Source organism: Nocardia sp. NPDC050712 (assembly GCF_040654295.1).
Taxonomy (GTDB): domain Bacteria; phylum Actinomycetota; class Actinomycetes; order Mycobacteriales; family Mycobacteriaceae; genus Nocardia.
In genome coordinates, this window is record NZ_JBFAHT010000001.1 from 1,750,132 (window position 1) to 1,775,899 (window position 25,768).

Consider the following 25,768-nt stretch of genomic DNA (forward strand, 5'->3'; position numbering starts at 1 on the left):
TGTGCTTATCTCGTCGCGCCAGCGTACCGCCGATCCGCCCGGACCACTAACAGGATGTGTGCGGTGGCCAGGGAAAATCGGACATTCGGTCTCACCCGATCTGGGTGAAGCGCATCCGGGTGGGCCGGACCACGCTGGAGGGTCCGGAGTTCGACCCCGATGGGAGCGTCCATGTGCCAGCAACCCAAACCTGCCAGTTCCGCGACCGCGCGGGTCAACCAGGAGGCCACCCAGCGCTACGACATGGCCGACCGGACGGACTTCACCGATGCCCAGCGCGGCCTGATCGCCCCGCTACCGGGCCCGGTGTACGCCGACGCCGACACCTCGAAGGTGGTCTTCGATCCCGCCGATTTCGACTATCTGCGTGGTGACCCGCCGACGCCGGACTCGGTGAACCCGAGCCTGTGGCGGCAGTCGCAGCTGATCGGCATGGGTGGGTTGTACGAGGTGACCAAGGGTGTCTACCAGGCGCGCAACAACGACATCGCCAACCTGACCGTCGTCGAGGGCGAGGACGGGATCATCGTCATCGACTGCATGGCCGGGGTGGAGTCCGCCCGCCAGGGCATGGCGCTCGTGCGCGAGCACGTCACCGACAAACCGGTGCGGGCGGTGATCTACACCCATACCCACGTCGATCACTACGGGGGCGTGAAGGGCGTGGTGTCCGCCGAGGAGGTCGCCTCGGGCAAGGTGCCGATCATCGCGCCGGGGCGGCAATTCGACAAGTTCGCCCTCGGCGAGAACGTGATCGCCGGAAACGCGATGGCGCGCCGCAGCTTCTACGCCTTCGGCTCCATGCTGCCATCAGGTCCGCAGGGTTTCGTCAGCTGCGGAATCGGTCTGGTGGCCACGCGGGGCCCGCAGGTTTCCTATATGTCGCCGACCGATCTGATCACCGAGACCGGGGCCCGCCGCGAGATCGCCGGGATCGAATTCGAATTCCTCTATGCCCCCGACACCGAGGCGCCCGAGGAGATGCACATCTGGATTCCGCAGCTCAAAGCGCTGACCTGCGCGGAGAACGCGAACCACTCGCTGCACAATATCCAGACCCTGCGCGGTGCCCGCACCCGCGACGCCCGCAATTTCGCGCGCTACCTCGACGAGACGCTGGAGCGCTGGGGCGCCGAGGCCGAGGTGCACTACGGCCCGCACACCTGGCCGGTGTGGGGCAACGACAATGTCACCGCGTTCCTCGAATCCCAGCGTGACACTTACAAATACATCCACGACCAGGCGCTGCGCCTGGCCAACAAGGGCTACACCCCGCTCGAGGCGGCCGAGGTGATCGAGCTGCCCGACGAACTAGGCCGCACCTGGGCCAATCGCGGCTACCACGGCACGCTGCACCACGACGTGCGCGCGGTGTACACCAAGGAACTGGGCATGTGGGACGGCGACCCGGTCTCGCTGCACCCGCATCCGCCCGCCGAAGCCGCCGCCCGGTTCGTCGAATTCGCCGGAGCCGACAGCATTCTCGCCGAGGGCCGGCGCGCGTTCGACGCCGGCGACTACCGGTGGGCCGCCCAGATTCTGCACGGCCTGGTCTTCGCGCAACCGGACAACCAGCAGGCCAGGGATTTACAGGCCGACGCCTACGAACAGATGGGTTATCAGGCGGAGGGGCCACAGTGGCGCGGCATCTTCTTGTCCGCCGCCCTGGAACTGCGCGCGGGCGTGCAGCCGCCGCCGTACGTAACCGCCAGCCAGGACAGCATCCTGGCCATGCCGATCGAGATCCTGTTCGACTTCGTCTCGGTGCACGTCATCGGCGAGCAGGCCGCCACGGCGGACCTGCGCATCGACCTGGACTTCACCGATGTCGGCGAACAGTGGCACCTGTGGGTCCGCCGGGGCGTCCTCAACGCCCGCCGCGGCAAGTCCGGCCGTCCACAGCTGTCGGTGACCGGCCCGAAGCCGTACCTGGTCTCGGTCCTGCTCCAGCCCGGCACCGCGGCCGAGCTGGCCCAGAGCGGCAAGATCGCCCTCGACGGCGACGCCGCCACCCTGGACCGCTACGCACTCCTGCTCGACGAGTTCGACCCGGCTTTCCCGATCGTCACTCCGTGACGGCGGCGCGCTCGGCGGCGCCGATGATGTTGCGGACCATGCCGCCGAAGACGACGGCGTGGAAGGGGGAGATGGCTTTCCAGTAGAGGTGGCCGGCCAGGCCGTGGGGTTCGAAGAGGGCGCGCTGGTGGTAGCGGGTGACACCGGCGGGGGTGGTGGTGACGGAGAGTTCGAGCCAGGCGCGGCCGGGGACCTTCATTTCGGCGCGCAGGCGCAGCAGGTGGGGGCGGTCCAGGTGTTCGACGCGCCACCAGTCCAGGGCCTCGCCTTCGCGCAGGCGGCGCGGGTCGCGGCGGCCGCGGCGCAGGCCCGCCCCGCCGGCGACGCGGTCGATCCAGCCGCGCAGCGACCAGGCGAGCGGGAAGGAGTACCAGCCGTTCTCGCCGCCGATGGCCTCCAGTACCGACCACAGGGTGGCGGGGTCGGCGCTGGTGTCGCCTTCGCGCACATCGGAATACAGGGTGCCGCCGGACCAGTCGGGGTCGGAGGGCATCGGGTCCGAGGGCGCGTCGGCGGAGCTGGCGTCGGACCAGCGGGTGGGAATGTCGACATCGCGAATCTTGGTGAGCGCCAACGCGACCGCGCGGCGGTACGGGATGAGCCCGGCGTCGGGATCCGGAATGTGCTCGGCGATCCGGTGATCGGCGCAGACGACGTCGTTGACGAGCGATTCCATCAGCGGCACCGCGATCGAGCGCGGCACCGGGGTCACCAGGTTCACCCACTGCGCCGACAGCCACGGGGTGAGGACCGGCACGGGCACGATGACCCGGCGCGGCAGGTCGGCCACGGTCGCGTAGCCGCGCATCATGTCGAGATAGGTCAGTACGTCGGGGCCGCCGATGTCGAACCCGCCGTCGACCTCGGGCGGCAGCGCGGCCGCGTGCACCAGGTAGTACAGCACGTCGCGCACCGCGATCGGCTGGATGCGGTTGCGCACCCAGCGCGGGGTCACCATGACCGGCAGCCGCTCGGTGAGATAGCGCAGCATCTCGAAGCTGGCCGAGCCGGATCCGATGATCACCGCCGCCCGCAGCACCGCCGCGGGGGTGCGCGCGTCGAGCAGGATCTCGCCGACCTCGGCGCGCGAGGCGAGATGCCGGGACAGCGACTGCCCCGGCGGCGTGATCCCGCCCAGGTAGACCAGCCGGGTCAGGCCCGCCTTGTCGGCCTCGGTGGCGACGATGTGCGCGGCTTCGCGATCGACGGTGTCGAAATCGCTGCGGGTCAGCGAATGGACCAGGTAATACAGCACTTCCTGACCGTCGAGGGCGGCCCGCACGTCGTCCGCCTCGGTGACATCACCGCGCAGCACCTCGACCTGATCCCGCCACGGCGCGTCCTGCAATTTGCGGGGATCACGGGCCAGCACCCGCACCGCATGCCCGGCGCTCAGCAATTCCGGAACCAGGCGGCCACCGATGTACCCGGTCGCCCCGAACACCACACAGCGCACGCGGATCACCTCTTCCGGTCGTTGTTCTCGACGATAGTGACCCCGGGCGCTGAACACTCCGCCCGGGCGAGGGGCGGTTGTCGGCGCGTTGCAGGCACAATCAGGTCATGCCCGACCGTTCGAACCCCTCGTCCGAGCTCGCCGGCTACCCGGTCCGCGCGGCGGCCGAGCGGCTCGGCATCCCGACGGCGACGCTGCGCAGCTGGACGCGGCGCTACAACGTTGGCCCGCAGCCGGAGCGCCCCGGCCGGCACCGCCTGTACACCGAGGCCGATATCGCGGTGCTCACCCGGATGGTGGAGCTGATCAAGGCCGGGGCGACACCCGCCGGGGCCGCCGTGACGGCGCGCGGCCCCGCGCTGCCGCTGGGCGACAAGGTCGCGCTGCTGACCGCCGCGTTCGCGCTGGAGAGCCGCTCGGTCTGCGCGCTGCTGGAGTCGCACCTGCGCGACTACGGCGTGATCGACACCTGGGAGCGGCTGTGCCGTCCCGCGTTCGCCGACATCGTGGCGCGCCAGCTCGGCGGCGAGGGCTGCGTGGACGTGGAGCATCTGCTGTCCTGGTGCATCACCGCCGCCCTGCATCGCGCCGCGCCACCGCCGAGCGTGCCGCCCATCCCGCTGGTGCTCGCCTGCACCAGCGGCGAGACGCATGCCCTGCCGGTGGAGGTGCTGCGGGCCGCGCTGGCCGAGCGCGGCGTCGGCGCGCACATGCTCGGTCCCGATGTGCCGACCGCCGCGCTCGGCGACACCCTGGCCCGGCTGACCGGCCCGGCCGCGGTCCTGCTGTGGTCGCAGCAGGAGGCGACGGCGCTCACTTCGGCGCTGCGCTCCTGCGCGGACGCGGGCGCGACCGTCTATGTCGCCGGGCCCGGCTGGGACACCCTCATCCTGCCGGGTGTCGCCACCCGGATCGCGACGCTCGAGGAGGCGGTCGAGCGGTTCGCCTGAGCCGCGGCCGGTTACACCGTGCACAGCGGCACGATCTCCTCGTATCCGCCGGTATTGGGTGAGGTCAGGAACAGGCAGGAGTCGACACCCGCCGCGGCGACGGCGTCGCGGATCTCGGCCCAGCGCTCGGCGTCCACGGCAGCGGTCCGGGACAGTACGAAGCCGGAGGTGCGTTCCGGGTTGACCACCAGGGCCCACGAGTAGTCCGGATCGACGGCTGTCACAACGTAATTGGTGCGCGGATCGGCCTCGCCGCGGAAGCTCACTCCGAGCTGGGCGTTGGTCGCGGTGTCTTTCACCTTGGCGACGCCGGTGATCTCGTTGGGGCCGCCGCTCCAGGTCGTGCACGAGTTCCGCACGGTGATGTCACCGGCCGGATTCAGGGTGTAGTTCGCCCGGGTATCGCGGGCGCACACCAGATTGAACGGCTGCGGGATCGCCGCCAGCTGCTGCCATGTGCCCAGGTACCGCTCCACCTGCAGCTGCGGCACCGGCGTGACCGGCTCGGCTCCCGCGGACGCGGGAACCAGAGCCAGTGCGCCGGCCGTCGCGGCGACGGTGCACGCCGCCAGTCCGAATCGAATGCTGTTCATCGTTCCTCCACCCGTGAGCTGCGTCAGTTGATCTACCGAGGGGACATACCCGGGACATCCCGGGGGAAACGATGCAGAACCGATGCGGAACCTACATTCCGTTGAATTCGATGATCGGCGCCGGATACGTCGAGGCGAGCAGCCCGGCCCGCCACGGCCGATGGATCGTCTCGTCGGGCAGCTCCGCAAGTTCGGGCAGCCAACGGCGCACGTAGGCGCCGTCGGAGTCGTAGCGGTCGGACTGGCGCAGCGGGTTGAGCACCCGGCTGGACCGGGTGTCGGTGCCGGTGCCCGCGACCCACTGCCAGTTCAGCCGGTTGTTGGCGATATCGGCGTCGACCAGCCAGCGCTCGAAGTGCGCCGCGCCCAGCCGCCAGTCCACCTTCAGCGACTTGGCCAGGAAGCTGGCCGCGATCAGCCGGGCCCGCCCGGGCATCCAGCCCTCTTCCAGCAGCTGGCGCATGCCGGCGTCGACGATCGGATAGCCGGTGCGGCCCGCCTCCCAGGCGGCCAGACCATCCGGCTCCAAACGCCAGGAACGACTTTCGGAACGGTAGTCCCGCACGGCGACCTCGGGCCGGTCGGCCAGCACCTGGTGATGGAAGTCGCGCCAGGCCACCTGCCGGGCAAAGGCGTAGCCGCCGGAGGTGCCGGTGTCGGTGCGGTGCACGATCTCCACCGGGGAGAGGCAGCCGAAGTGCAGATACGGGGACAGCCCGGAGGTGCCCTCGACCCCCAGCTGGTCCTTCTGCTCGTCGTAGGCCGCGACGCCGCCGGAAAGCCAGCGCGACAGCAGCTTCCGGCCGGTGGTCTCGCCGCCGACCCGCAAGCCGGGCGACCCCGGCGCCTTGCACAGCTCGTCCAGTTCGGGAATCGGATCGCTGAGGACCGCGGGCACGGTGAACTTCGCGGGCGCGGGCAGTGGCTTGCGCATCGGCGTTTCGATCCAGCGGCGGAAGTAGGGGGTGAACACCGCGTAGTGGCCGCGGCCGGTATCCGGCTTCATCTCGGCCGGATCGACGGCGGTGATCGTCGCCGGATGCGTGCGCACATGGCATCCGCTGTCCGAAAGGCGTTCCCACAGCGCGGTTTCCCGGGCCCGGCTGAAGCTGCTGACGTCCTCGGCGACATGCACGGCCGAGGCTCCGACCTCGGCGGCCAGCCGCTCGACCACGTCGACCGTCTTGCCGCGGCGCAGCACCAGCCAGCCGCCGCGGGCGCGGAGCTCGGCGTCCAGCTCGGTCAGCGCGGCCAAGAGGAAGCGCAGGCGGTTCGGCGCGTGCCTGGTCTTGTGGACGATGTCGTCGTCGAGAACGAAAAGCGGTAGCACCTCGGTCGATTCGCGTGTCGCGGCCGTGAGAACGGGGTTGTCGCGCAGGCGCAGATCGCGGGTGAAGAGCGCGATGGCGGTCGGCATCCTGTCAGCATACCCGGATAGCGATGCACAAATGATGCACTGTCCCGGTAGAGTGTTCGTGTCGAACCGACCGGTCTGCGGCGTGTTCGCGCGGAGCGGGGGTCCTCCTCGGTTACCGTCGGCGTCCATGACATCGATGCGTAGTTGCCGGTGGGTTGCCGCCACCGTGCTCGCGGGCCTCCTCTGTGTCACCAATTCGCCAGCGGCAGCGGGATTCCCGGCGGTCAACAGCGACGCCTCGCGGCTGTTGCAGGCCACCCTGTGCGAGACCTCCTGGGACTACACGGAAAAGGGCTTGCGGGCCATCGCGGCCGCGCAGAACATGTACTACACCGAGATGACGAAGTGGCCGCACGAGGAAGCCCGCCGCCGGCTCTTCGGCGCACCCGAGGCCACCAACGCCGCCCGGCGCAAGGCCTGCGCGCAGCCGCAGGACTACCTGGAACTGGTCGGCGAGCTCGAGGTGCAGTACGCGGGCAAGGTCAAGAAGGAATACGAGCGCGCCGCCGAGCTCAAGCAGTTCCCCGAGAAGCGCCGCACGGCCTTCGAGCGCGCGGTGTGCCTGGATCTGCCGGACGTGCAGAAGAAGGGCGGTTCCCCCTCGACCGCCATCTGGAATCGCTGCCGGTCCCAGGGGTTGCTGTCGTAGTTCTCAAAGTGAACCTTGCGCCGTGAAAATAGCGCGGAAAATGGCCTGCAATATACGAGGTTTGTATACGAGATGTCCTGGGGCGGCGTCGATTTCGGCTCTATACGGCGTCAGTTTCATAAATTAGCATTGCTCACTATGTTTGGAATTGGGTGGTTTCACAAGATCACGCGCTGCCTGGACACCGAGCTGAGCCTGACCCGGCTGTTTCGGAAGCAGACACTGCAAGACGTGATCGCGGGACGCACGGTGCTGATCACCGGCGCGTCCTCGGGTATCGGGCGGGCCGCGGCCACCCGGATCGGTGCGGCGGGAGCCACGGTCGCGCTGGTGGCCCGGCGGGAACCGGAACTGCGCGAGGTCGCCAAGGAGATCGAGACGCTGGGCGGCAAGCCCTACGTATACCCTTGCGATCTCACCGATTTCGACGCATTGGACGCGATGGTGGCACAGGTGCTCGCCGATCACGGCGGGGTCGATGTGCTGATCAACAACGCGGGCCGGTCCATCCGGCGCCGGCTGGACGAGTCCTACGAGCGCTTCCACGACTACGACCGCACCATGCAGCTGAACTATTTGGCGCCGGTGCGATTAATGCTCGCGGTGGTGCCGGGCATGCGCGAGCGCCAGTTCGGCGCGATCGTCAACGTGCTCTCGATCGCCAACATGGCCGGTGCGCCCGGCTACGCCGCCTACACGGCGTCGAAGGCCGCCCTGGACGCGCTCTGCGCCAACCTCCAGGTCGAAACCCGTTCCGACAACGTGCGATTCAGCTCGGTGTTCATGCCGATGGTGCGCACGGCGATGATCGCGCCCAACGAGCTCTACAAGAACGCCCGGGCGCTGACCCCCGAACAGGCCGCGGAAGCCATCGTCGCCGGCATCATCGACCGGCCCCGGCGCGTCGCCCCGATCCTGGGCCGGTTCACCGTGCTGCTGGATCAGATCATGCCGGAGAAGCTGGACGACATCCGCGCCAAATTCTTCCGCAAGGGCCTGTGACCGCTCAGCGGGACAGGTAAGCGGCGGACTGGGATTCGGCGATCCGGATCAGATCGCCGAGGGCCAGATCCAGGTCGACGATGTGCAGGCCCCACGTCGCGTCCGGCACGTCACGCAGGGTCCGGCTGCCCGGTTCCGGCGTCGCCAGCAGCACGTGCGCGTCACCGGCGCGCACGCATTCGACTCGATAGGTCTCGGCGGGGACGATCCAGGGTGTCGGCGCCGCGGCGGTGAGCCCGTTGTAGTTCAGCGCCGCGCCCAGACCGACGACCGTCGGCGCGACACCCGACCGCACGATGGTCCGTGCGACGCGGGATTCGTTGTCGCGCAGCGAAGCCGGGTTCGTGCACGCCACCTCGTAATCGGGACCGTAGGGGGCCGTCGGCGCGTCCGGCGGCGCCGGATTGCGGCCGAAGCGGGCGTTCGCCGGTGGCGTGGATCCGTAGGTCTGCCAGGCGATCACACAGCCGGTCTGCTGTTCGGCCCGGCACAGCGGCAGGTGCTGGAAGTCGCCGCCGACGTCGGCGTTCTTCGGCACCGCCACATTGCCGCCGAGCAGCATCGCCGAGACGACGCGAGCACGCACCGCGGGAACGGGATCGACCTCGGTGCGCAGCAACTGCCGCAGCATGCCGGTGCCCTGGGAATGCCCGATCAGCAGCACGCCGCGACCGCGGTTGTGCACCGTCAGATACTCCCGCCAGGCCGCGAGCACGCCCGCGTAGGCGATCCGGGTCGTCTCGGCGCGCTGCTGCGGGTCGGGGTTGCTGTTCTCCCTCAGCAGCCCGGCCAGGGTGCGCTGGCGGTAGACCGGCGCGTATACATCGCACACCTGCGAGAACCGGGCCGCCTGCTGCCTCGCGACGGCCTGGACCTCCGGGGTAGCGCTCGGCCCGGCATTCACCGAAAGATCCTGCGAGACCGTCGGATAGACATAGAAGCAGTCGATATCCCGCTTCGCCGCGGGCTCCTCGCGAGTGTCGGGCTGCCCCGCCCGCCGGACCGTGGTGGCCAGGCTGCCCGCACACGGATTGTCGGCCGGACCCGGCTCGCACAGCCACTCCACCCCGGCCGGTTCCGCACTCGCCGCACCGGGCTGCGCGACCAACACGCCACCACCCAGCAGTGCGGTAATGATCAGTCGCGTCCACCGGCGCTCGCGCATCCCACGTCCCTCTCCGGAAGCCCTGGGCCGCAGCGCGACCCGGGGTGATCTCGGCGAGCAGCCTAGCGGGTGGTGATCGCCGCGCCCAGCCCTTCGGCCCAGGTCCGCGCGGCCGCGAGATCGCTGGCGTCCGGCCGGCCCTTGCGGATGCCACCGACCAGCTTGAACGGGAGGTAGGTGTCATGGGCTCGGCAGGAGAAGGTGTCGACCACGTCGAAACCCTTCTGCGTCAACTGCCGCACCAACGGTCGCGAGAAGCGCTGGAACCCCGCATCGGGAAAACCGCTGGTAGCGAAGACGAAGGCCTTGGTCTGCGGAGCTGGGGGCAGCGCTTGGACGAACTCGCGCAGCCGAGCGTGGAAGGACCCCAGGAAGATTCCCGATCCGAAGCCCACCAGGTCGTACCCGGCGAGCTGGGTCGCGTCGACTTCCTCCGGCGTGACCACCCGGGCTCCGATCACCTCTCCGACAACATCGGCGATCTGCTTGGTGTTGCCATGCGACACCGAGGTGCACACGATGATGGCCTTCATGCTGACGCTCCTTCTCCGATCGATCACGGAACTCCCGGCGTCAGCCTAACCCGCGCGTCCGGTGACGTGAAACACGTTGTGGCACTGCCCTCCTCGTCGGATGTCAGGCGACCAGCGCGAGACGCGGAACCCGGCTGACCCCACCGGCCCGGCCCATGAGCCGGGCCACGGCCTCGGCCACCCGCTGCGGCTGCTCCATGATCACCGAGTGCCCGGCCCCCTCGACCAGCACCAGGTCGGAGTACTCGACGGCGCTCGCCATCGCGACCGAATGCGCGGGCGGTGTCATCAGATCGGCCGAGCCGCACAGCACCAGCGTCGGAATCCGCGACAGCAGGGGCAGGGCCGCGGTGCGGTCGAACACCATGAACGCGCTCAGGAAGGCGGCCATCGTCACGATCGGCGTCTGGTTGTGCATGGCGTTGGCCAGGGTGAGGACGCGCGGGCTGACCTTGCGGTTGCCGAACTCGGCGGTGCGGATGATCGGGGCGAACACCTTGGCGGCCAGCAGTTTCGCGTGCCGCATCAGGGTCGGGGCCCACCGCACGGCGGTCTGGAAGGCCGACACCGCCGGGTTGCGCAGCAGGCGGCCGAAGCCCGCGTCGGCCAGGCCGCCGGCTGCCGTGGCGATCAGCGCGACACCGGTGATGCGGGTGCCGATCTGGTGCGGGTTGCGGGCGGCGTAGGTGAGCACGGTCATGCCGCCCATCGAGTGGCCCACCAGGACGACCGGACCGGCGGGAGCGACGGCGTCGAGCACGTCGCGCAGATCGTCGGCGAGCTGTTCGAGGTGGTAGGTCTGCCGGGACGCGGCGGCGGAGTCGCCGTGGCCGCGGTGGTCGTAGCAGACGATCCGGGCGCCGGTGTAGCGGCGCAGCAGCGCGTCGCGGACGTCGGTCCACGATTCACTGCGCAGGCAGTGGCCGTGCAGGAGCACGACCGTGAGGTCCGCGTCCCGGGGTCCGTACTCGCGCACCGCCAGCGGCACACCGTCGGTCGCCGGCACCGTGGCACGACGCTCCGCCTGGGCGGCGATCGTGGTGGTGGTCGACATGCTGTGCTCCGGTTCGCTGGGGGTTCCTCAACTTTCCGCCGGAACCGCCCAGCTCCCCAGAGCCCCGAGTGCTGGGGCCGCCGCACCGCAGGGGGACCGGATCCCCACCCAGGGTGCGGCGTTCAGACAGCCAGCTCCGCGACGCGATCGTGGGCGGCCGCCAGCGAGGCGCTGAGCCGCTCGCCGCCGAACTCGTCGTTGCCGGCGTAGACGAACTCCAGGTCGTCGAGCCCGATGAAGCCGAACACGGTGCGCAGGTAGGGCTCGACCTGGTTGAGCCCGGCCAGCGGACCGCCGGACTGGTAGCCGCTGTCGCCGGTGGAGACGATGACGTAGGCGCGCTTACCCGCGGGCAGCAGTGGGGTGTAAGGGTTTTCGGCCTCGGGGTCGAAGCCGAAGGTGCGGCCGACGCGGACGATCTGATCGATGTAGGCCTTGAGCATCGCGGGAATGCCGAAGTTGTACATGGGAACTCCGAGCACCAGCACGTCGGTGCCGAGCAGTTCGTCCACCAGGTCCTCGCTCACCGCCAGGTCCGCGCGCATCTGCGGGGTGCGCGTCGCGGGGTCGGCGAACGCCGCCGCGATCCAGCCCTCGGTGACGTGCGGCGGGGGCCGCACCCCGAGATCGCGGTGCGCCACGGTGACTTCGGAACGCTGGCTCACCCAGCGCGTGACGAAGTCGTCGGTCAGGGTGCGGGTGTGCGAGCGGGGTCCGCGCGGGCTGGCGTCGAGGTGCAGCAACTTGGTCATGTCGGCAAGCGTGCCGGAGCCGCCCATCAGGCGTAAGAGCGCACAATTCTGTAACTCGGTACCATTTTTGTCACCATGACGCGACGCAAAGACGACCTACTCCTGGACTGCCCCATCGAGGTGACCCTCGATGTGATCGGCGGCAAGTGGAAGGGCATGGTGCTGTACCAGCTGATGGATGGCACCGCCCGGTTCAACGAGCTGCGCCGCGTCATTCCCGGCGCGACCCAGCGCATGCTGACCCTGCAACTGCGCGAACTCGAACGCGACGGTGTGATCACCCGCACGGTGTACCCCGAGGTGCCGCCGCGGGTGGAGTACGAGCTCACGCCGTTCGGGCGCAGCCTCGGCCCGCTGCTGGAGCTGATGGAACGGTGGGGCGAGCGGTACCTCGCCGAGGTGCGCGATACCGAGCCCGCCCCGGTCCGGGCGGCCGGATAACCCGGCCTCAGCGCGCCAGGAAGCCCTTGTCGACCGGTACCTGCGCGCCCGTGACGGCACCCGCTTGCGTGCCCGCCAGCCACACCACCACATCGGAGATCTCGTCCGGCTCGACGAGCCCGTCGGTCTTGAGCAGGTTCGGCGGGTAGCTGTAGACGAAGGCCGGATGTTCCTCGAACAGCTTGTACATCGAGGTGTCGGTGCCCAGTGGAGTGTTGGTGCCATAGGGGAGCAGGACATTGGCGCGGATGCCGTATTCGCCGAGTTCGACGGCCAGCGACTTGGTCAGCCCGACGACCCCGAATTTGCTGGCCGCGTAATGGCCGCACCCGGGCGGGGCCTTGACCCCGGCCGAGGAGCTGACGGTCATGATCGAGCCGCCGTTGCCCGCCGCGATCATCGCCGGGACCGTGGCCTTGATGGTGTTCCACACGCCGGTCAGGTTGATGTCGATGGCTTCGCGGAACTGCTCGGCCGAGATCTCCCAGATCCGGCCCCAGCTACAGACACCGGCGTTGGCGACCACGACGTCCAGGCGGCCGAAGGTGGTGATGGTGTCGGCGACGACCGCCTGCTGGGCGGCCAGATCGCGGACGTCGAGCTGACGGGTCACGACCTTGCGCCCCTCGGCCTCCACCAGGCGCGCGGTCTGCGCGAGATCGTCGGGTTCGGCCATCGGATACCCGCTGAACTCGGCGATCGGCGCGCAGACGTCGACCGCGACGATGTCCGCGCCCGCGCGGGCCAGGCGGACCGCGTGCGAACGGCCTTGGCCGCGTGCGGCTCCGGTGATGTAGGCGACTCTGCCTGTCAGCGTCTGCTCCGGTTGTGCGGTCATTTCCCTGCCTCGATTCTTTCGGTGCCGGCCGCGTGCCGTGGTGCGGCGGGCCGGAACTGGTAGTCGCTCAGCGCGGAGTACCGGCTGAACCACAGTGCGCCGCTGATGGTTTGCGGCCGGTAGTAGAGCGCTTCGCCCTGTGAGTTGACGAAGTAGGTGCGCAGGCCGGGGTTGCAGTCGACGACGTAGGTGCTGATCACCTTGTCGTGGCGGCGCATCTTGGCCACCCAGCGCCGCAGCGCCTCGGCGCGCACCTGCGCGACTCCGGTTCCGCGCCGCCGGGTTTCGGCGATGACTCGCACGGCATGGCGTGCGGTGAGATCGACGAAGGTGTGCCAGGCGATGCCGACATAGCCCTGCGGCCCGACCAGCGACCAGCGGTTGGGCAGACCCGGGTGCGCGCTGCCGCCGTAGGCGCGCACACCGTTGGCGCGATAGTCCGCGGCGAGGTCGAAACCGTTGGGGCCCAAGACGGTTCCGCTGCGGTAGGCCTCGGGATCGGTGAACAGCTCGTAGCCGGTGGCCAGGACGATCAGGTCGTAGGGGCGTTCGGCGCCGTCCGCGGTGCGGATGCCCGGCTCGGTGACGCGGTCGATGGCGTCGGTGATCAGGCGCACCGTCGGCGCGGCCAGCGCGGTCAGGAAGCCACTGGACAGGATCGGCCGCTTGGCCAGGATCCCGTAGGCGGGGACCAGCGCCCGGCGGTCGGCCGGGTCGGCGACCTTCGCGCGCAGCAGGAGCCGGTAGAGCCCGCGCCAGATCTTGTCGTACTGCGGCAGCGCCTGCGCCAGCAGCGGGCGCGGTAGCAGCGGCAGCACATTGCAGATCAGTTGCAGCGGCAATTCCATTGCGGCCAAGGCCAATCCGTTGATCGCGGCATTGACGCCGGGCAGCGCGAGCAGTCGCTGCGTCCGCGCGGAGAGTTCGGCGTCGGGCTTGGGCAGGATCCACGACGGGGTGCGCTGATAGACGTCCACCTGCGCCGCGGTCTCGTAGATCGCCGAAACGATCTGGACCGAACTGGATCCGGTGCCGATCACCGCGACGCGCTTGCCGCGCGGGTCGTAGCCGGGATCCCAGGCGTTCGGCCGCAGGATCGTGCCGGAAAACGCGTCGGTGCCCGGGATGTCGCCGGCGGACTTGGCATTGATGTAGCCGCCCACCGCGTTGATCACGAACCGCGCCCGCAGCGGCTCACCTCCGGCCAGATGCAGCACCCACAGCTGCTCGTCGTCATCCCAGACTTCGCGCCGGACCTCGGTATCACCGCGAAAGTACTGATACAGGCCGAGATCCGCGGCGACCTGCCGGTTGTAGCGCTGGATCTCGGGGCCGTCGGGGAACAGGCGCGACCAGTCGAATTTCCGCGCGAACGGGAACTGGTAGAACAGCGTCGGCACGTCGACGAACAGGCCGGGATAGACATTGTCGCGCCAGCTGCCGCCGAAATCGGCGGCGCGGTCGAGGATGACGAAATCGGTGATGCCCGCCTGCCGGAGATGGTGGGCGGCGGTGATGCCGCCGGGCCCGGCCCCGATGATCGCGACCTCGGCATATTCACTTGTCATACGGTTACTTCCTACGAATCACGTTTCGGCGCAAGGCCGTTGAGCAAGAGATCGCTGGTGCGCGTGCGCGCGTCGTCGGCGTCGGTGAATCCGGCGACGGTGAACGGCAGTAGCTCCAGACTCAGCAGCACGCGGACGATCCAGTCGCCGGCGTGCAGGGGTGTCAGCCCGGCGTCCACCTCGCCGCGCTCTTGGGCCTGGATCACCAGGCCCGCCCAGAAGGCCGCCCAGCTGTGGGCGAGTTCGTCGCCGTAGTGCTCGAGCAGGGTGGCGATGATGCTGTCGGTGCGCAACGGCGGGGCCAGCATCGGCGGTGTGCTGGCGTGCTGGTAGATCATCGCCGCCGCCTCGCCCACCTGCTCGCGCAAGGTCGGCCGCGGGGCGACGGTGGCGGCCAGGCCGTCGATGAAGGCGTTGCACAGGAAATTCAGCCCGGCGTTGATCGCGGTTTCCTTGTCGCCGAAGCAGTTGTACACGGTGCCGCGCGCGACGCCCGCGGCCTTGGCGACATCGGTCAGCCGGAACCCGCGGACGCCGGCCCGGCGCACGCATTCGGCTGCGGCCAGTACCAGTTCGATCGGCGGGTCGGCGGGGAGTGCCCGTGCGGCCGCATTGTTCATGTTGAACACATTACGTCAAAGTGTTCAATCGTCAAGAGGCGATTCCGCGTCGCGGACGGCGGTCAGTTGGGCTGAGGCGCTTCGGCTCTCAACGCGTCGACGGCCAGGCGGGACGCCCGGGACATGGCGAGATCGACGTCGATGCGACGGGCGCCCAGCTCGTCGGTGCGGGCGAAGATCGCCAGCGCGTACCGCCCGCCGTCCGGGTACTCGACCACGCCCGCCTCCATGTGCAGTCCCGGCAGGGTTCCGGTCTTGGAGGCCACCCGCACCTCGTCGGGGAAGCCCGCGGCGATACGAGTCCAGAACATCTGATGGCGCAACAGATCTCGCGTCGCCGCACAGGCCGCCGGCGTGCCGGCGGTGTCCTGCCAGATCATGGTGAGCAACCGGGTGATGTCGCGGGCGGTGCTGGCGGTGGTGTGCTCCGGCTGGAAGACCCGCATCCCGGCCACCTGCTCGCGGGTGAGCGTCGGGTAGATCGCCGCGAACTCGGCGCTGTCGCGGGCGCCCACGTCGGCGAGCATCGATTCGAGCAGCTGGCGCGGCCCGCCGAGCACGCGGGTGCGGTCCAAGCCGAGTTCGGCGGCGAGCAACGCCGGTGTGTCCCTGCCGATTCGGTGCAGCAGCAGATCGGCGGCGGTGTTGTCGCTGACCGACATCGCGAAATAGGCCAGATCCCGCAGCGAGATCTCCAGATCGTCCGCGCAGCCCGCGGTACCCCAGCCGCCGAGCCGATCCGCGGCCCGGATCAGCACCCGCTCGGTCGGATCGAGCTGACCCGCGTGCACCTGGCGGCAGAACTCCAGCACCAGCACGATCTTGAAGATCGACGCGATCACCACCTGCTCGTCGGCCCCGAGGGCGACCTCGCGGCCGTCGGCGAGATCGACCGCGTGCAGGGTGCCGCGCACCGGGATCTCGTCGAAGAGCCGCTGAATCCGTTCCACTACCGCCACCCGGCCACGATAACCGGCACCGATACCCGATCGAATATCGTTACCCGGGTGGACTTGGCCCGGCACCTGCACTACTTCCTCACCGTCGCGGGTGAACTGCACTTCGGGCGGGCCGCCGAAACCCTCGGCATCGCCCAGCCGCCGCTGAGCCAGTCCATCCAGCGGCTGGAACGCGAACTCGGCGTCCAGCTCTTCGACCGGTCCCGCCGCAGCATCACCCTGACCGCGGCCGGGGAACTGCTGATCGAGGAGGCTCGCGCGCTGCTGGCCGCCGAACAGCGCCTGCGGACGCTGATGCGCAAGGCCGGAGCGGGCGACCTCGGCGCGTTGCGCGTCGGGGTGCTCGCGGAGACACCCGCGCCCGCGCTACAGGCGCTGCTGCGGTTGCTCGGCGAGCAGGCCCCGGAACTCACCGTCGACCTCCAGGAATTGACCACCGCCGAACAATTGCGGCTGCTGGCCACGGCCGAACTGGATGTGGGACTGGTGCTGCAACCCATCGACGCTCCCGATCTGGTGTGCGGTCCCGCCGCGGCCGTCCCGCTCGGGGTGGTGCTGCCGCGCACCTCCCCGCTGGCGCGCCTGCCCGAAATCGCGCTGGCCGATCTGGCCGGCCACGACCTGATCCTGCCGCCGCGCGCCACCGCCGCCGGCTGGCACGACCACGTGCTCGAGGTATGCCGGGGTGGTGGCTTCGAGCCCGGCCGGATCCGGCACGCCCGCAACCAGGAATTCGCGCTCGGGCTGGTGCTCGCGGGCAGCGGGGTGGCATTCCAGCAGGAAGCGCTGGCGCGCCGCGAGCCGCGGGTGGCGTGGCGGCCGTTGACCGGGAATCCGCTGGTGCGCCGGGTCGCGGCCGTGTGGGCCGGTACCGCCGTGCACCCGGCGGTACCGCGGTTCGCGCGCGCCGCGACCGCGGTCATCGCCGGGGACGAGGCGCCCGCGCCCTTGATCGCGCCGGGGGCGAGTCAACCGTGGTCGGTTGTCTACGCGCGCAACGCTGTTGATCCGCGGTAGCGATGAAGCCGGTCAGCGCAGCTGCGCGACAGCATCTTTCGCCGCCGCGGCGACCAGCGCGTTGTTCGGTTCGGTCTGCGCGTCCGCGTGGGTGGACAGCACCGCGATGACGATCGGCGCACCGCCGCCGGCGGGCCAGGTGACCGCGACGTCGTTGGCCGAACCGTAGGCGCTGGAGGTGCCGGTCTTGTCGCCGGTCGTCCAGTCGGCGGGCAGGCCGGCGCGGATCCGACTGCCGCCGGTCGTGTTGGCCTTCAGCCACGTCACCAGCTGCTCCCGCTCGGGGGCGGGTAGGGCGTCGCCGAGGGTCAAGGCCTGGTAGTCGCGGACGATCGCGGCCGGGGTGGTGGTGTCGCGTTCGTCGCCGGGGATGGCGGTGTTGACCTCGGGCTCCCAGCGGTCCAGCCGCGACACCTGATCGCCGATGCTGCGCAGGAACGCGGTGACCGCCTGCGGGCCGCCGAGCAGTTTCAGGATCTCGTTCGCGGCGGCGTTGTCGCTGTAGGTGATGGCGGCGTCGCAGAGTGCGTGCACCGTCATGCCGTCGGCGATGTGCTTGCCGCTGATCGCCGAGCCCTCGGCCTTGGCCACGTCGGCCTCGGTGAACCGGATCACCTGGTCGAAGTATCCGGTGGCCAGTGGATGCGCCTTCAGCAGCGCGGCGCAGGCCAGTGTCTTGAACGTCGACAGCATCGCGAACCGCTCGTCGGCGCGGTGGCCGGCGGACTTCCCGGAAGAGGTGTCGAGGGCGAAGACGCCGAGCCGGGCTCGATGCTGGGTCTCGAGGCTCGCCAGCCCGGAGTCGGGCGTCGGCATGACTGCGGTGGCGGTGGCGGCCGGTTCGGCCGCGTCGGTCCCGCAGGCGCCGAGCAGGGGGAGTAGCGCCGCCGCCAGGATCGCGATCTTTTTGCTCTTGATCATGCCGACACGACAACACGCGGGCGGGCGGGCTGTCCAAGACCAGTCCACGTGTCGGCCGATACTCGAACCCATATCACCCCAGCGTGTGGCCGGTGAAGAAATATCGGAGCCGGGCCGTGGCGTTGCAAACTGACATGCCCTTCGCACTCTCGATCCTCGATCTGGCGACCGTGTCGCGCGGTCAGACCGCGCGCGACAGCTTCCACAACAGCGTTGCCCTCGCGCAGGCCGCGGAACGCAGCGGATTCCGCCGCGTCTGGTACGCCGAGCACCACAACATGCGGTCCATCGCGTCGAGCGCCACGAGCGTGCTGATCGGCTACGTCGCGAACCACACCGACACGATCCGGCTCGGCGCCGGCGGCGTCATGCTGCCCAACCACTCGCCGCTGGTCATCGCCGAGCAGTTCGGCACCCTGGAATCGCTGTTCCCGGGTCGCATCGACCTCGGGCTGGGCCGTGCGCCCGGCAGCGACCAGAAGACCCTCTACGCGCTGCGCCGCGAGCCGTCGACCGCCGAGAACTTCCCGCGCGACGTGCTCGAACTTCAGGGCTACCTGACCGGCGAATCCCGAGTCGCCGGTGTGCAAGCCGTACCGCGCGCGGAAACCGTTGTCCCGCTCTACATCCTGGGCTCCTCACTGTTCGGCGCCCAACTCGCCGCCCACCTCGGCCTGCCCTACGCTTTCGCCTCCCACTTCGCACCGGACGCGCTATACGAGGCCGTCGCCGTCTACCGCGACACCTTCAAGCCCTCCGAGCAACTCGCCGAGCCCTACGTCATGGCCGGCGTCAACGTCTTCGCCGCCGAATCCCACGACGCCGCCGTCGAACACAAAACCATCGCCTACCGCACCCGCGCCCGCGCCATGATCGCCCGCGGCCCCGCCGGCGGCGACTTCAGCGACGCCGAAATCGACGCCTTCCTCGCCTCCCCCAACGGCCGCCAACTCTCCGGCATGACCCGCTACACCGCCGTCGGCACCCCCGACGAAGTCGGCACCTACCTCGCCGAATTCGCCGCCTCCATCGGCGCGGACGAATTGATCACCACCCACCAGGCTCCCGATATCGCCGACCGGGTGCGGTCGGTGGAGCTCACGGGACAGACGCTGGCAGTGCAGTCGGCCACGCCGTAAGCCGCCGCCGATCAATCCCACGCCCACAACTGCCAGTAAGGCAGCTCTGGGACCGCGCCCGGCTCGGTCTCGATCGGTTCGACCTGACGGTGTACTCGGGGTGCCAATTCTTAAGAGCGCGTGCGAATCTCGCAATGACATCCGCGGGTGCGCTGTAATGCACGGCAGGCGAACAGTTTGGTGGTCGCTGCCTCGGCTGTGGTGTGTGACGACAGCGACGGCGAGGTCGGACGCCAATTCAATGTGTGCTTTCGAGCCCGTGTCATCGGGGGCGATCTCGGACGAGTCCACTGAACTCCGGTTTGTCGCTCCGGCGGAATTGGAAGGCTTGGAGATGCACCACACGCAGCGGCTCCGGCTGGCGCACTTCCTAGAGCACGGCTCGAAGCCCTACCTCGGCTGACCGAAGCTATGCTGCCGTGCGGAATCGGCCGGGGAGCGAGGCCGTGCTGAGGTTAGCGGTGAGCTCGAGCGCGCTCAAGGCAGCTGAGCATGAATTCGGCGGCTGCACTTAACCTTTCGCCGCGCTGCGGATCGGGTCGATTGACAAACATCACAAGGCAAGTCAGGGTGAGGTCGCCCGCTCTCGGCGGGCGGCTTCAGGCCATGGGGGGTTGATGAGCGAGGGCGCTCGACGTACGACGTTGGTTCAGTCGGGTTTCGTGGCGATGATCCTCAGCGCCGGTTCGGCATTGATCGCGGTAGTTAGCGAAGTACCCGGGTGGCGGGTTGTCGTGGTCGTCATGTCGGCTGTGTTCGCTGTGCAGCTGGCGGGAATCGTTATCGGCTGGCGTGCGGTGCCGACGGGGCGTGTTCGAAAAGGGCTCGGTGCGGCATTTCTGGCTGCTTGGGTCGCGTGCCTGGTGCTGTTGTTGGTCGGGTTGCTAGGGGAGTTCGACACTCTCCTGTTCCCGTTTTACCTGGGCGTTCTAGTTGGCCTGGTTTTGCAGGGATACGTCTGTATCGGCAAGGGGCGCTGACGGTGCGCGATAGCGGCCGGGGGCGAGGCCGTGCCGGCGTTTGAAGGCGGCGGCGAACGCGTATTCCGAGGCGTAGCCGACCTGTTGGGCGATGACTGCGAGGGTGGCGTCGGTGTCGCGGAGGAGGCGGGCGGCGGTGGTCAGGCGCCACCAGGTCAGGTAGGTGAGGGGTGGGCGGTCGATCAGGGTCGTGAAGCGGCGGGTGAGGGTGGCGCGGGACATGCCGGCCAGGGCGGCGAGTTCCGGGATGGTCCACGGGTGGGCGAGGTCTTCGTGCATGGCGCGGAGGACGGCCGCGATGCCGGGATCCCGTAGGGCCGCGGACCAGCCGGTTGCCGGTTGGGTCGATTCGTCCAGCCAGGTGCGCAGGATCAGCAGCAGGAGTACGTCCAGGAGGGCTATTACGGTGCTGCTGCTGCCGGGGAGTTCGCGTTCCAGTTCGCTCGCCAGGAGGTCGACGGTGGCGCGTACCGCGGCGTCGTGGCCGAGTCGCGCGGGCAGGTGCAGGATCTCGGGCAGGCCCTGGAGCAGCGGATGCGTTCGGCCGGGGTCGAGTTGGTAAGCGCCGCAGAGTAATACCGTTTCGGGCTCGCCGGGGGCGGAGGACAGGGCGTGGCCCCGGCCGTGGGCCAGGAACGCTACGTCTCCGACGTGCAGCATCAGGGGCGGGCCGTCGTCAGGGGTGAGCACACAAGAACCGGCCAGGACGATGTGGAATCCGGCGCCGGGCGCGGCCTCGAAGTGGTCCTGCCAGGGGGCGGTTCGGTGCGTGCGAGAGGAGTGCGGCACGCCGATGCGCATTGCCGCGATCACGTCACTCAGCACATCCACGAAAACCATTGTGGCACAACACGCAGCATTGAGTTTTTCGCGTATTAATCTGAGCTACCGAATCATTGGCTGGCTCAATGAGGCTTCCTACGGTTGATTCATGTCGAATCACACCATTGCCGTTTACGGCGCGAGCGGCTTCCAAGGCGTCCTCGTGCTCACCGAACTCGCGCGTCGCGGCCTCACCGCGGTGCTCGTCGGCCGCGACGCCGACAAATTGAAAGCCGCCGCGGCCCGAGCCGGCACGCCCGATGCGGAACTGCGCGTCGCCGCAGTGGACGACCACTCGGCTCTGGTAGCCGCGTTTCAGGACGTGGACGCGGTCATCAACTGCGCGGGCCCGTTCACTCCGACCGGCGACCGCGTCGTCGCCGCGGCCATCGCGGCCGGGACGCACTACGTCGATACCTGCGGCGAGCAACCGTTCCTGCGGCACGTCTACGAGACCTACCCCGCCGCGGCGGAATCCGCCGGTGTCACCGTCGTCCCGGCGGCCACCGACGGCGGCATCCCCGGCGACCTGCTCGCCCACCTGCTCGGCGATCACCTCGGCCCACTGGCCGAACTCACCTCCGTGCACCGCTTCGGCGGCGAGACCGCCATGTCCCGCGGCTCGCTGCGCAGCATGCTCGGCATTGCCGAGGCCATGACCGACGGCGGCGTGGCCTATGTCGACAAGGCTTGGCGGAGCGGTCCTTTCGCGCCGCTGGCGCCGGTGCCGCTACCGGGCGCGCCGGAACCTGTTGCCTTGGCACCTTTCCCGCTGCAAGAACCGATCTCCGTCCCGCGGCACCTGGCCGTACGGACCGTCCGGGGCGCGGTGGAGGAGTCCACCCGCGCCCTGTTCGCGACCCCGCTGACCGACGAGACGATCGCGACCCTGCCGGTCGGCCCGGACGCCGGACAGCGCGGTGCGGGCACCTGGACCATCGTGCTCGACGCGGTGGCCGAGGACGGCCGCCGCGCCCGCGGGGTGGTCTCCGGCCCCGACACCTACGGCACGACCGCCTGGACCGCCGTGGCGGCCGCGCAACGGCTCGCCAGGGGCACCGCGCCCGCCGGTGTGCTCGCTCCGGCCCAGGCTTTCGACCCGGCCGATTTCCTGTCCGCGCTCGCCCCGTTCGGGGTGCGGTGGGCCATCGAGGACCGCTAGCGGAGTGAGCTGGTTCACTGTGGGCTCGCGCGATGTCGGAGCTACCTTCGCGCCCGGGTAAAATCGGTGGTTCTTGTGTTCGATGCGCCGCACAATCGAGCAGCAACCGCCCAGCACCGCTCAATCCGTGAGGAGCCCGTCTGTGATCACCGCGACCGACCTGGAGGTCCGGGCCGGAGTCCGCACCCTGTTGACGGCTCCCGGGCCGGCGCTGCGGGTGCAGGCGGGCGACCGGATCGGTCTCGTCGGGCGCAACGGCGCGGGCAAGACCACCACGTTGCGCATCCTGGCCGGCGAGGGCGAGCCCTACGCCGGAAAGATCTTGCGCTCCAGCGATGTCGGCTACCTCCCGCAGGACCCGAAAGAGGGCGACCTGGACGTGCTGGCGCGCGACCGGGTGCTGTCCGCGCGCGGCCTGGACGCCCTGCTGCACGACATGGAGAAGCAGCAGTTGCTGATGGCCGAGGTGGCCGACGAGAAGGAACGCGACAGGGCGGTCCGCAAGTACGGCCGCCTCGAGGAGCGGTTCTCCTCGCTGGGCGGCTACGTCGCCGAGAGCGAAGCGGCCCGCATCTGCAACAGCCTGGGCCTGCCCGACCGCGTGCTGACCCAGTCGCTGCGCACCCTCTCCGGTGGTCAGCGCCGCCGAATCGAGTTGGCGCGCATCCTGTTCGCCGCCTCCGACGGCAGCGGCGGCCGCTCGGACACGGTGCTGCTGCTGGACGAGCCGACCAACCACCTCGACGCCGACTCCATCACCTGGCTGCGTGGCTTCCTGCAGAGCCACGACGGCGGCCTGATCGTGATCAGCCACGATGTGGAACTGCTCGGCGACGTGGTGAACAAGGTGTGGTTCCTCGACGCCGTGCGCGGCGAGGCCGACGTCTACAACATGAACTGGAAGAAGTACCTGGACGCTCGCGCCACCGACGAGCAGCGCCGGGTCCGCGAGCGCGCGAACGCCGAGAAGAAGGCGAGCGCGCTGAAGATGCAGGCCGCGAAGCTGGGCGCGAAGGCGACCAAGGCCGCCGCCGCGCATCAGATGACCAAGCGTGCCGACAAGCTGATGGCCAGCCTGGACGACATCCGGGTCGCGGACAAGGTGGCGCGGATCAAGTTCCCCGAGCCCGCGCCCTGCGGCAGGACCCCGATGATGGTCAAAAACCTCACCAAGCTGTACGGGTCGCTGGAAATCTTCACCGGCGTCAACTTCGCCATCGACAAGGGCAGCCGCGTGGTCATCCTGGGCCTCAACGGCGCGGGCAAGACGACGATGCTGAAGCTGCTGGCCGGCGTCGAACAGCCCACCGCCGGTGGCTTGGAGCCGGGCCGCGGCCTCAAGGTCGGCTATTTCGCGCAGGAGCACGACACCCTGGACGACAACGCGACGGTCTGGGAGAACATCCGCCACGCCTCGCCGGACGCGGGCGAACAGGAGCTGCGCAGCCTGCTGGGCGCGTTCATGTTCACCGGTCCGCAGCTCGAGCAGCCCGCGGGCACGCTCTCCGGCGGTGAGAAGACCCGCCTGGCGCTGGCCGGGCTGGTGTCCTCCTCGGCGAACGTGCTGCTGCTCGACGAACCGACCAACAATCTGGACCCGGTATCGCGCGAACAGGTGCTCGACGCGCTGCGCACCTACGCCGGCGCGGTGGTGCTGGTGACCCACGATCCCGGTGCGGCAGAGGCGTTGTCGCCCGAGCGGGTCATTTTACTTCCCGATGGCACAGAAGATCACTGGTCGGCCGAATACTTGGAACTTATTCAGCTTGCGTGATTTTCATCACAAACACCCGTTGATCACGGCCCGTTTGTTGCTTAGCCTTGAATGACGCGCTGCTCGGCGACTCGGAGGAAGCCATGAGCGATCGGCCATCATCAGGCAAGTCCACACTGGGTAAGGGCACACGCGTCACGGGAAAATCACGTGACCGTCTGCAATCCCAACTCAAGAAGCAGTACGAGGCGGGTGCCAGCATCCGGTCATTGGCGCGGGCGACGGGGCGCTCCTACGGCTTCATACACAATGTGCTGGTGGAGTCGCATGTGCAGCTCCGCAGCCGGGGAGGCGCTAACCGGCGCAAGGCACAGTAGCCCTCAGAAGCCCGGGACGCTCCCGTCACCCTCGACCAGCAGGTTGGCGAGACTCCGGAACAACGGCAGGCCCGTCTTGATCTCAAGATAAGCGAACTGGCCCTGCGGGTTGACCTCGAGGAAGTAGTACTCACCGTCGAGGCCGAGTCGCAGATCCAGAACGCCGAAACTCAGGCCCAGCGCGCCCATAAGGGTGGCCAGAGACTTGCTGACCGAGGCGGGCAGCTGTTCCCGGCTGAACTCGACCGAGGTGTCGAGGCGGGAGTCCACCCGGCCGACCCCGGCCTGGGAATCGATGCGCACCGTCCACTCGGCGCCGTCGACCCAGACCACGCGCAGATCGCAGTCGGCGTCGATGTAGTCCTGGAATGTGGTCGGGGCGGATCGGATGCCGGTCAACTTCGGAAAGTCGGCGCGGGTGATCAGCCGGGTCTCGGCGAATTCACCGCGCCCCGTGCCGGTGCGCTTGTAAACCACTGCGCCCGGCCGGGATTCGGTGAAGCTGCGAGCCTCGTCGGGGTCGTTGGTGATCAGCGTCTCCGGCACGATGAATCCGGCCCGCTGTGCGGTCTCCAACTGCACGATCTTGCGGCTCGCGGTGCGGTCCGCCCCCGGATCGTTGATCCAGGCGGCGGGGATGGACCAGAGCAGGCCCTGGATGAAGCCGTCGCACTCGGCCTGGCGGAACGCGTCGTCGGACGCGCGCACCCCGGCGGGCACCCGGGCCGGATGCGGCCGCCGCCACCACACCGAGCGGACGTCGTCCAGGCCCAGCAGGTGCGACATCGAGCGGGAGGTGCCGTCGCGATCGAGCCGGAAGCTACCGGACTCGCGCGGGAAATCCCGGAGATCGAGATGAATCGGGTTGAGCCCGTGGTGTTCTCGCAACGTCGCCGCCATCGCCGTGGCGTGCAGATCGTCGGTTTCGGAGACTATGAGGACCGAACCCGGCCGGCGCGCCACCATGGCGGGTCAGTCCAGACTGTCGCAGTTGATGCCGTCGTCGCTGCCGTTCTGGGACTTGGTCTGGCAGTAGGTGTAGGTCGCACCGTTGCCGCCGGCCACGTCGACCAGCTGCAGCCGGTCCGCCCAGGAGGTGGTGAGTTGTTGCAGCAGTTCGTCGCCCAGGGCGGGGGACGGCTCCGCGGTCAGCGTCATCGGGCGGTCGACCAGGTCGACGCGCAGCCGCCGGGTGAAGTCGGCCAGGGCGCCGGGGCGGATGTCGACCAGCACGGAATGGCCGGCCGTGGCCGGGGCGTCCAGGGTTGCCGAATCGCGCAGCCGCAGCACGTCGGCGCGCTGGAAGGTCCAGGTGCCCTCCTCGACGCGCACGCTGATATCGCGCGGCGATTCGGCCACCAGCACGCCTTGCAACGCGGGAGCGCGGTCGCCTGAGGGACGGGCGCCAAGGTTGTGGATTGCGTCGGTCATAGCGTGCACTCCGATCTGCTCGCGATTTGCCAGGGGCCCCGAGCGGGAACTGGATCATAACGCGGGCAGAACGCAGACCGGCCCGGATCGAAAGATTTCACGGCCGGTGGCAAACGGGGTCGTGGACCCGGA

At 69.2% G+C, this 25,768-nt stretch carries 26 protein-coding genes; 11 read left to right on the plus strand and 15 right to left on the minus strand.

All coding sequences use genetic code 11. The features are described from left to right. The first annotated feature begins 171 nt into the window (after nucleotides 1-171). Nucleotides 172-2,076, plus strand: a complete 1,905-nt coding sequence (locus tag AB0H76_RS08440) for an alkyl sulfatase dimerization domain-containing protein (RefSeq protein WP_357319202.1) — start codon at nucleotides 172-174, stop codon at nucleotides 2,074-2,076. On the opposite strand, the gene AB0H76_RS08445 is transcribed toward AB0H76_RS08440, so the two are convergent. Then, nucleotides 2,066-3,541 (minus strand): SDR family oxidoreductase, encoded by a 1,476-nt coding sequence (locus tag AB0H76_RS08445; RefSeq protein ID WP_357319205.1) that lies wholly within the window; start codon nucleotides 3,539-3,541, stop codon nucleotides 2,066-2,068. The genes AB0H76_RS08440 and AB0H76_RS08445 overlap by 11 nt on opposite strands. 98 nt (nucleotides 3,542-3,639) lie before the next feature. On the opposite strand from AB0H76_RS08445, the gene AB0H76_RS08450 reads away from it, so the two are divergent. Then, nucleotides 3,640-4,482 (plus strand): MerR family transcriptional regulator, encoded by an 843-nt coding sequence (locus AB0H76_RS08450; protein ID WP_357319208.1) that lies wholly within the window; start codon nucleotides 3,640-3,642, stop codon nucleotides 4,480-4,482. Between the two features lie 11 nt (nucleotides 4,483-4,493). Here AB0H76_RS08450 and AB0H76_RS08455 read toward each other — a convergent pair whose 3' ends face one another. Beyond that, complete coding sequence (locus AB0H76_RS08455) at nucleotides 4,494-5,075, minus strand: lipocalin family protein (protein WP_357319211.1); 582 nt, start codon at nucleotides 5,073-5,075, stop codon at nucleotides 4,494-4,496. A 91-nt stretch (nucleotides 5,076-5,166) separates the two neighbouring features. After that, nucleotides 5,167-6,492, minus strand: a complete 1,326-nt coding sequence (locus AB0H76_RS08460) for a deoxyribodipyrimidine photo-lyase (protein ID WP_357319214.1) — start codon at nucleotides 6,490-6,492, stop codon at nucleotides 5,167-5,169. 127 nt (nucleotides 6,493-6,619) lie between these two features. Between AB0H76_RS08460 and AB0H76_RS08465 the strand changes: the two genes are divergently transcribed. Both AB0H76_RS08465 and AB0H76_RS08470 read left to right on the plus strand, forming a co-directional pair. Then, nucleotides 6,620-7,141, plus strand: coding sequence for a hypothetical protein (locus AB0H76_RS08465; RefSeq protein WP_357319217.1), 522 nt, complete (start codon nucleotides 6,620-6,622; stop codon nucleotides 7,139-7,141). A gap of 138 nt (nucleotides 7,142-7,279) precedes the next feature. After that, nucleotides 7,280-8,143, plus strand: a complete 864-nt coding sequence (locus tag AB0H76_RS08470) for an SDR family NAD(P)-dependent oxidoreductase (RefSeq protein ID WP_357319219.1) — start codon at nucleotides 7,280-7,282, stop codon at nucleotides 8,141-8,143. Nucleotides 8,144-8,147: 4 nt separating this feature from the next. Here the strand turns inward: AB0H76_RS08470 and AB0H76_RS08475 are convergent, their stop codons facing one another. The 4 genes from AB0H76_RS08475 to AB0H76_RS08490 form a co-directional block, all read right to left on the minus strand. Then, complete coding sequence (locus AB0H76_RS08475; protein ID WP_357319221.1) at nucleotides 8,148-9,308, minus strand: DUF3089 domain-containing protein; 1,161 nt, start codon at nucleotides 9,306-9,308, stop codon at nucleotides 8,148-8,150. A 62-nt stretch (nucleotides 9,309-9,370) separates the two neighbouring features. Further along, nucleotides 9,371-9,841 carry a flavodoxin family protein gene (locus AB0H76_RS08480; protein WP_357319223.1) on the minus strand — a complete coding sequence of 157 codons (471 nt, stop codon included), beginning with the start codon at nucleotides 9,839-9,841 and terminating at the stop codon, nucleotides 9,371-9,373. A 103-nt stretch (nucleotides 9,842-9,944) separates the two neighbouring features. Then, nucleotides 9,945-10,895: an alpha/beta hydrolase gene (locus tag AB0H76_RS08485; protein ID WP_357319225.1), complete on the minus strand. Its 951-nt coding sequence runs from the start codon at nucleotides 10,893-10,895 to the stop codon at nucleotides 9,945-9,947. 122 nt (nucleotides 10,896-11,017) lie between these two features. Then, complete coding sequence (locus AB0H76_RS08490; RefSeq protein WP_357319227.1) at nucleotides 11,018-11,647, minus strand: NAD(P)H-dependent oxidoreductase; 630 nt, start codon at nucleotides 11,645-11,647, stop codon at nucleotides 11,018-11,020. Nucleotides 11,648-11,722: 75 nt separating this feature from the next. Between AB0H76_RS08490 and AB0H76_RS08495 the strand changes: the two genes are divergently transcribed. Then, entirely contained in the window at nucleotides 11,723-12,088 is a 366-nt protein-coding gene (locus tag AB0H76_RS08495; protein WP_357319229.1) for a helix-turn-helix domain-containing protein, read from the plus strand. Nucleotides 12,089-12,095: 7 nt separating this feature from the next. On the opposite strand, the gene AB0H76_RS08500 is transcribed toward AB0H76_RS08495, so the two are convergent. From AB0H76_RS08500 to AB0H76_RS08515, 4 genes are all read right to left on the minus strand, one after another. Then, entirely contained in the window at nucleotides 12,096-12,926 is an 831-nt protein-coding gene (locus tag AB0H76_RS08500; RefSeq protein WP_357319232.1) for a mycofactocin-coupled SDR family oxidoreductase, read from the minus strand. After that, entirely contained in the window at nucleotides 12,923-14,494 is a 1,572-nt protein-coding gene (locus AB0H76_RS08505) for an NAD(P)/FAD-dependent oxidoreductase (protein WP_357319235.1), read from the minus strand. Before AB0H76_RS08505 ends, AB0H76_RS08500 begins: the two co-directional genes overlap by 4 nt. A gap of 11 nt (nucleotides 14,495-14,505) precedes the next feature. After that, nucleotides 14,506-15,114, minus strand: coding sequence for a TetR/AcrR family transcriptional regulator (locus AB0H76_RS08510; RefSeq protein WP_357319238.1), 609 nt, complete (start codon nucleotides 15,112-15,114; stop codon nucleotides 14,506-14,508). A gap of 62 nt (nucleotides 15,115-15,176) precedes the next feature. Then, the gene (locus tag AB0H76_RS08515) at nucleotides 15,177-16,073 is read right to left on the minus strand and encodes a serine hydrolase (RefSeq protein ID WP_357319241.1); all 897 of its coding nucleotides are present in this window, start codon (nucleotides 16,071-16,073) and stop codon (nucleotides 15,177-15,179) included. Nucleotides 16,074-16,121: 48 nt separating this feature from the next. On the opposite strand from AB0H76_RS08515, the gene AB0H76_RS08520 reads away from it, so the two are divergent. Then, nucleotides 16,122-17,090 carry a LysR substrate-binding domain-containing protein gene (locus AB0H76_RS08520; protein WP_357319244.1) on the plus strand — a complete coding sequence of 323 codons (969 nt, stop codon included), beginning with the start codon at nucleotides 16,122-16,124 and terminating at the stop codon, nucleotides 17,088-17,090. A 12-nt stretch (nucleotides 17,091-17,102) separates the two neighbouring features. Here AB0H76_RS08520 and bla read toward each other — a convergent pair whose 3' ends face one another. Then, nucleotides 17,103-18,011, minus strand: coding sequence for a class A beta-lactamase (gene bla / locus AB0H76_RS08525; protein ID WP_357319247.1), 909 nt, complete (start codon nucleotides 18,009-18,011; stop codon nucleotides 17,103-17,105). A 134-nt stretch (nucleotides 18,012-18,145) separates the two neighbouring features. Between bla and AB0H76_RS08530 the strand changes: the two genes are divergently transcribed. Both AB0H76_RS08530 and AB0H76_RS08535 read left to right on the plus strand, forming a co-directional pair. After that, on the plus strand, nucleotides 18,146-19,150 hold the full coding sequence (locus tag AB0H76_RS08530) for an LLM class flavin-dependent oxidoreductase (protein ID WP_357320533.1): 1,005 nt from the start codon (nucleotides 18,146-18,148) through the stop codon (nucleotides 19,148-19,150). 662 nt (nucleotides 19,151-19,812) lie between these two features. Beyond that, nucleotides 19,813-20,130, plus strand: a complete 318-nt coding sequence (locus AB0H76_RS08535) for a hypothetical protein (protein WP_357319250.1) — start codon at nucleotides 19,813-19,815, stop codon at nucleotides 20,128-20,130. Here AB0H76_RS08535 and AB0H76_RS08540 read toward each other — a convergent pair. Beyond that, on the minus strand, nucleotides 20,080-20,961 hold the full coding sequence (locus tag AB0H76_RS08540) for an AraC family transcriptional regulator (protein ID WP_357319253.1): 882 nt from the start codon (nucleotides 20,959-20,961) through the stop codon (nucleotides 20,080-20,082). The genes AB0H76_RS08535 and AB0H76_RS08540 overlap by 51 nt on opposite strands. 100 nt (nucleotides 20,962-21,061) lie before the next feature. On the opposite strand from AB0H76_RS08540, the gene AB0H76_RS08545 reads away from it, so the two are divergent. From AB0H76_RS08545 to AB0H76_RS08555, 3 genes are all read left to right on the plus strand, one after another. Next, entirely contained in the window at nucleotides 21,062-22,114 is a 1,053-nt protein-coding gene (locus AB0H76_RS08545) for a saccharopine dehydrogenase NADP-binding domain-containing protein (RefSeq protein ID WP_357319256.1), read from the plus strand. 142 nt (nucleotides 22,115-22,256) lie between these two features. Beyond that, nucleotides 22,257-23,888 (plus strand): ABC-F family ATP-binding cassette domain-containing protein, encoded by a 1,632-nt coding sequence (locus AB0H76_RS08550; RefSeq protein WP_357319258.1) that lies wholly within the window; start codon nucleotides 22,257-22,259, stop codon nucleotides 23,886-23,888. Between the two features lie 83 nt (nucleotides 23,889-23,971). After that, nucleotides 23,972-24,205, plus strand: coding sequence for a helix-turn-helix domain-containing protein (locus AB0H76_RS08555; protein WP_209891557.1), 234 nt, complete (start codon nucleotides 23,972-23,974; stop codon nucleotides 24,203-24,205). Nucleotides 24,206-24,208: 3 nt separating this feature from the next. On the opposite strand, the gene AB0H76_RS08560 is transcribed toward AB0H76_RS08555, so the two are convergent. Together AB0H76_RS08560 and AB0H76_RS08565 are read right to left on the minus strand one after the other, a co-directional pair. Next, nucleotides 24,209-25,171: a hypothetical protein gene (locus AB0H76_RS08560; RefSeq protein WP_357319261.1), complete on the minus strand. Its 963-nt coding sequence runs from the start codon at nucleotides 25,169-25,171 to the stop codon at nucleotides 24,209-24,211. Between the two features lie 6 nt (nucleotides 25,172-25,177). After that, nucleotides 25,178-25,636 carry a hypothetical protein gene (locus tag AB0H76_RS08565; RefSeq protein WP_357319264.1) on the minus strand — a complete coding sequence of 153 codons (459 nt, stop codon included), beginning with the start codon at nucleotides 25,634-25,636 and terminating at the stop codon, nucleotides 25,178-25,180. Nucleotides 25,637-25,768 lie beyond the last annotated feature (132 nt).

Coding starts and splice junctions, on each gene's coding strand:
- AB0H76_RS08440 (WP_357319202.1), top strand. CDS start 172: ATGTGCCAGCAACCCAAACCTGCCAGTTCCGCGACCGCGCGGGTCAAC.
- AB0H76_RS08450 (WP_357319208.1), top strand. CDS start 3,640: ATGCCCGACCGTTCGAACCCCTCGTCCGAGCTCGCCGGCTACCCGGTC.
- AB0H76_RS08455 (WP_357319211.1), bottom strand. CDS start 5,075: ATGAACAGCATTCGATTCGGACTGGCGGCGTGCACCGTCGCCGCGACG.
- AB0H76_RS08460 (WP_357319214.1), bottom strand. CDS start 6,492: ATGCCGACCGCCATCGCGCTCTTCACCCGCGATCTGCGCCTGCGCGAC.
- AB0H76_RS08465 (WP_357319217.1), top strand. CDS start 6,620: ATGACATCGATGCGTAGTTGCCGGTGGGTTGCCGCCACCGTGCTCGCG.
- AB0H76_RS08470 (WP_357319219.1), top strand. CDS start 7,280: ATGTTTGGAATTGGGTGGTTTCACAAGATCACGCGCTGCCTGGACACC.
- AB0H76_RS08475 (WP_357319221.1), bottom strand. CDS start 9,308: ATGCGCGAGCGCCGGTGGACGCGACTGATCATTACCGCACTGCTGGGT.
- AB0H76_RS08480 (WP_357319223.1), bottom strand. CDS start 9,841: ATGAAGGCCATCATCGTGTGCACCTCGGTGTCGCATGGCAACACCAAG.
- AB0H76_RS08485 (WP_357319225.1), bottom strand. CDS start 10,895: ATGTCGACCACCACCACGATCGCCGCCCAGGCGGAGCGTCGTGCCACG.
- AB0H76_RS08490 (WP_357319227.1), bottom strand. CDS start 11,647: ATGACCAAGTTGCTGCACCTCGACGCCAGCCCGCGCGGACCCCGCTCG.
- AB0H76_RS08495 (WP_357319229.1), top strand. CDS start 11,723: ATGACGCGACGCAAAGACGACCTACTCCTGGACTGCCCCATCGAGGTG.
- AB0H76_RS08500 (WP_357319232.1), bottom strand. CDS start 12,926: ATGACCGCACAACCGGAGCAGACGCTGACAGGCAGAGTCGCCTACATC.
- AB0H76_RS08505 (WP_357319235.1), bottom strand. CDS start 14,494: ATGACAAGTGAATATGCCGAGGTCGCGATCATCGGGGCCGGGCCCGGC.
- AB0H76_RS08510 (WP_357319238.1), bottom strand. CDS start 15,114: ATGAACAATGCGGCCGCACGGGCACTCCCCGCCGACCCGCCGATCGAA.
- bla (WP_357319247.1), bottom strand. CDS start 18,011: ATGATCAAGAGCAAAAAGATCGCGATCCTGGCGGCGGCGCTACTCCCC.
- AB0H76_RS08530 (WP_357320533.1), top strand. CDS start 18,146: ATGCCCTTCGCACTCTCGATCCTCGATCTGGCGACCGTGTCGCGCGGT.
- AB0H76_RS08545 (WP_357319256.1), top strand. CDS start 21,062: ATGTCGAATCACACCATTGCCGTTTACGGCGCGAGCGGCTTCCAAGGC.
- AB0H76_RS08555 (WP_209891557.1), top strand. CDS start 23,972: ATGAGCGATCGGCCATCATCAGGCAAGTCCACACTGGGTAAGGGCACA.
- AB0H76_RS08560 (WP_357319261.1), bottom strand. CDS start 25,171: ATGGTGGCGCGCCGGCCGGGTTCGGTCCTCATAGTCTCCGAAACCGAC.
- AB0H76_RS08565 (WP_357319264.1), bottom strand. CDS start 25,636: ATGACCGACGCAATCCACAACCTTGGCGCCCGTCCCTCAGGCGACCGC.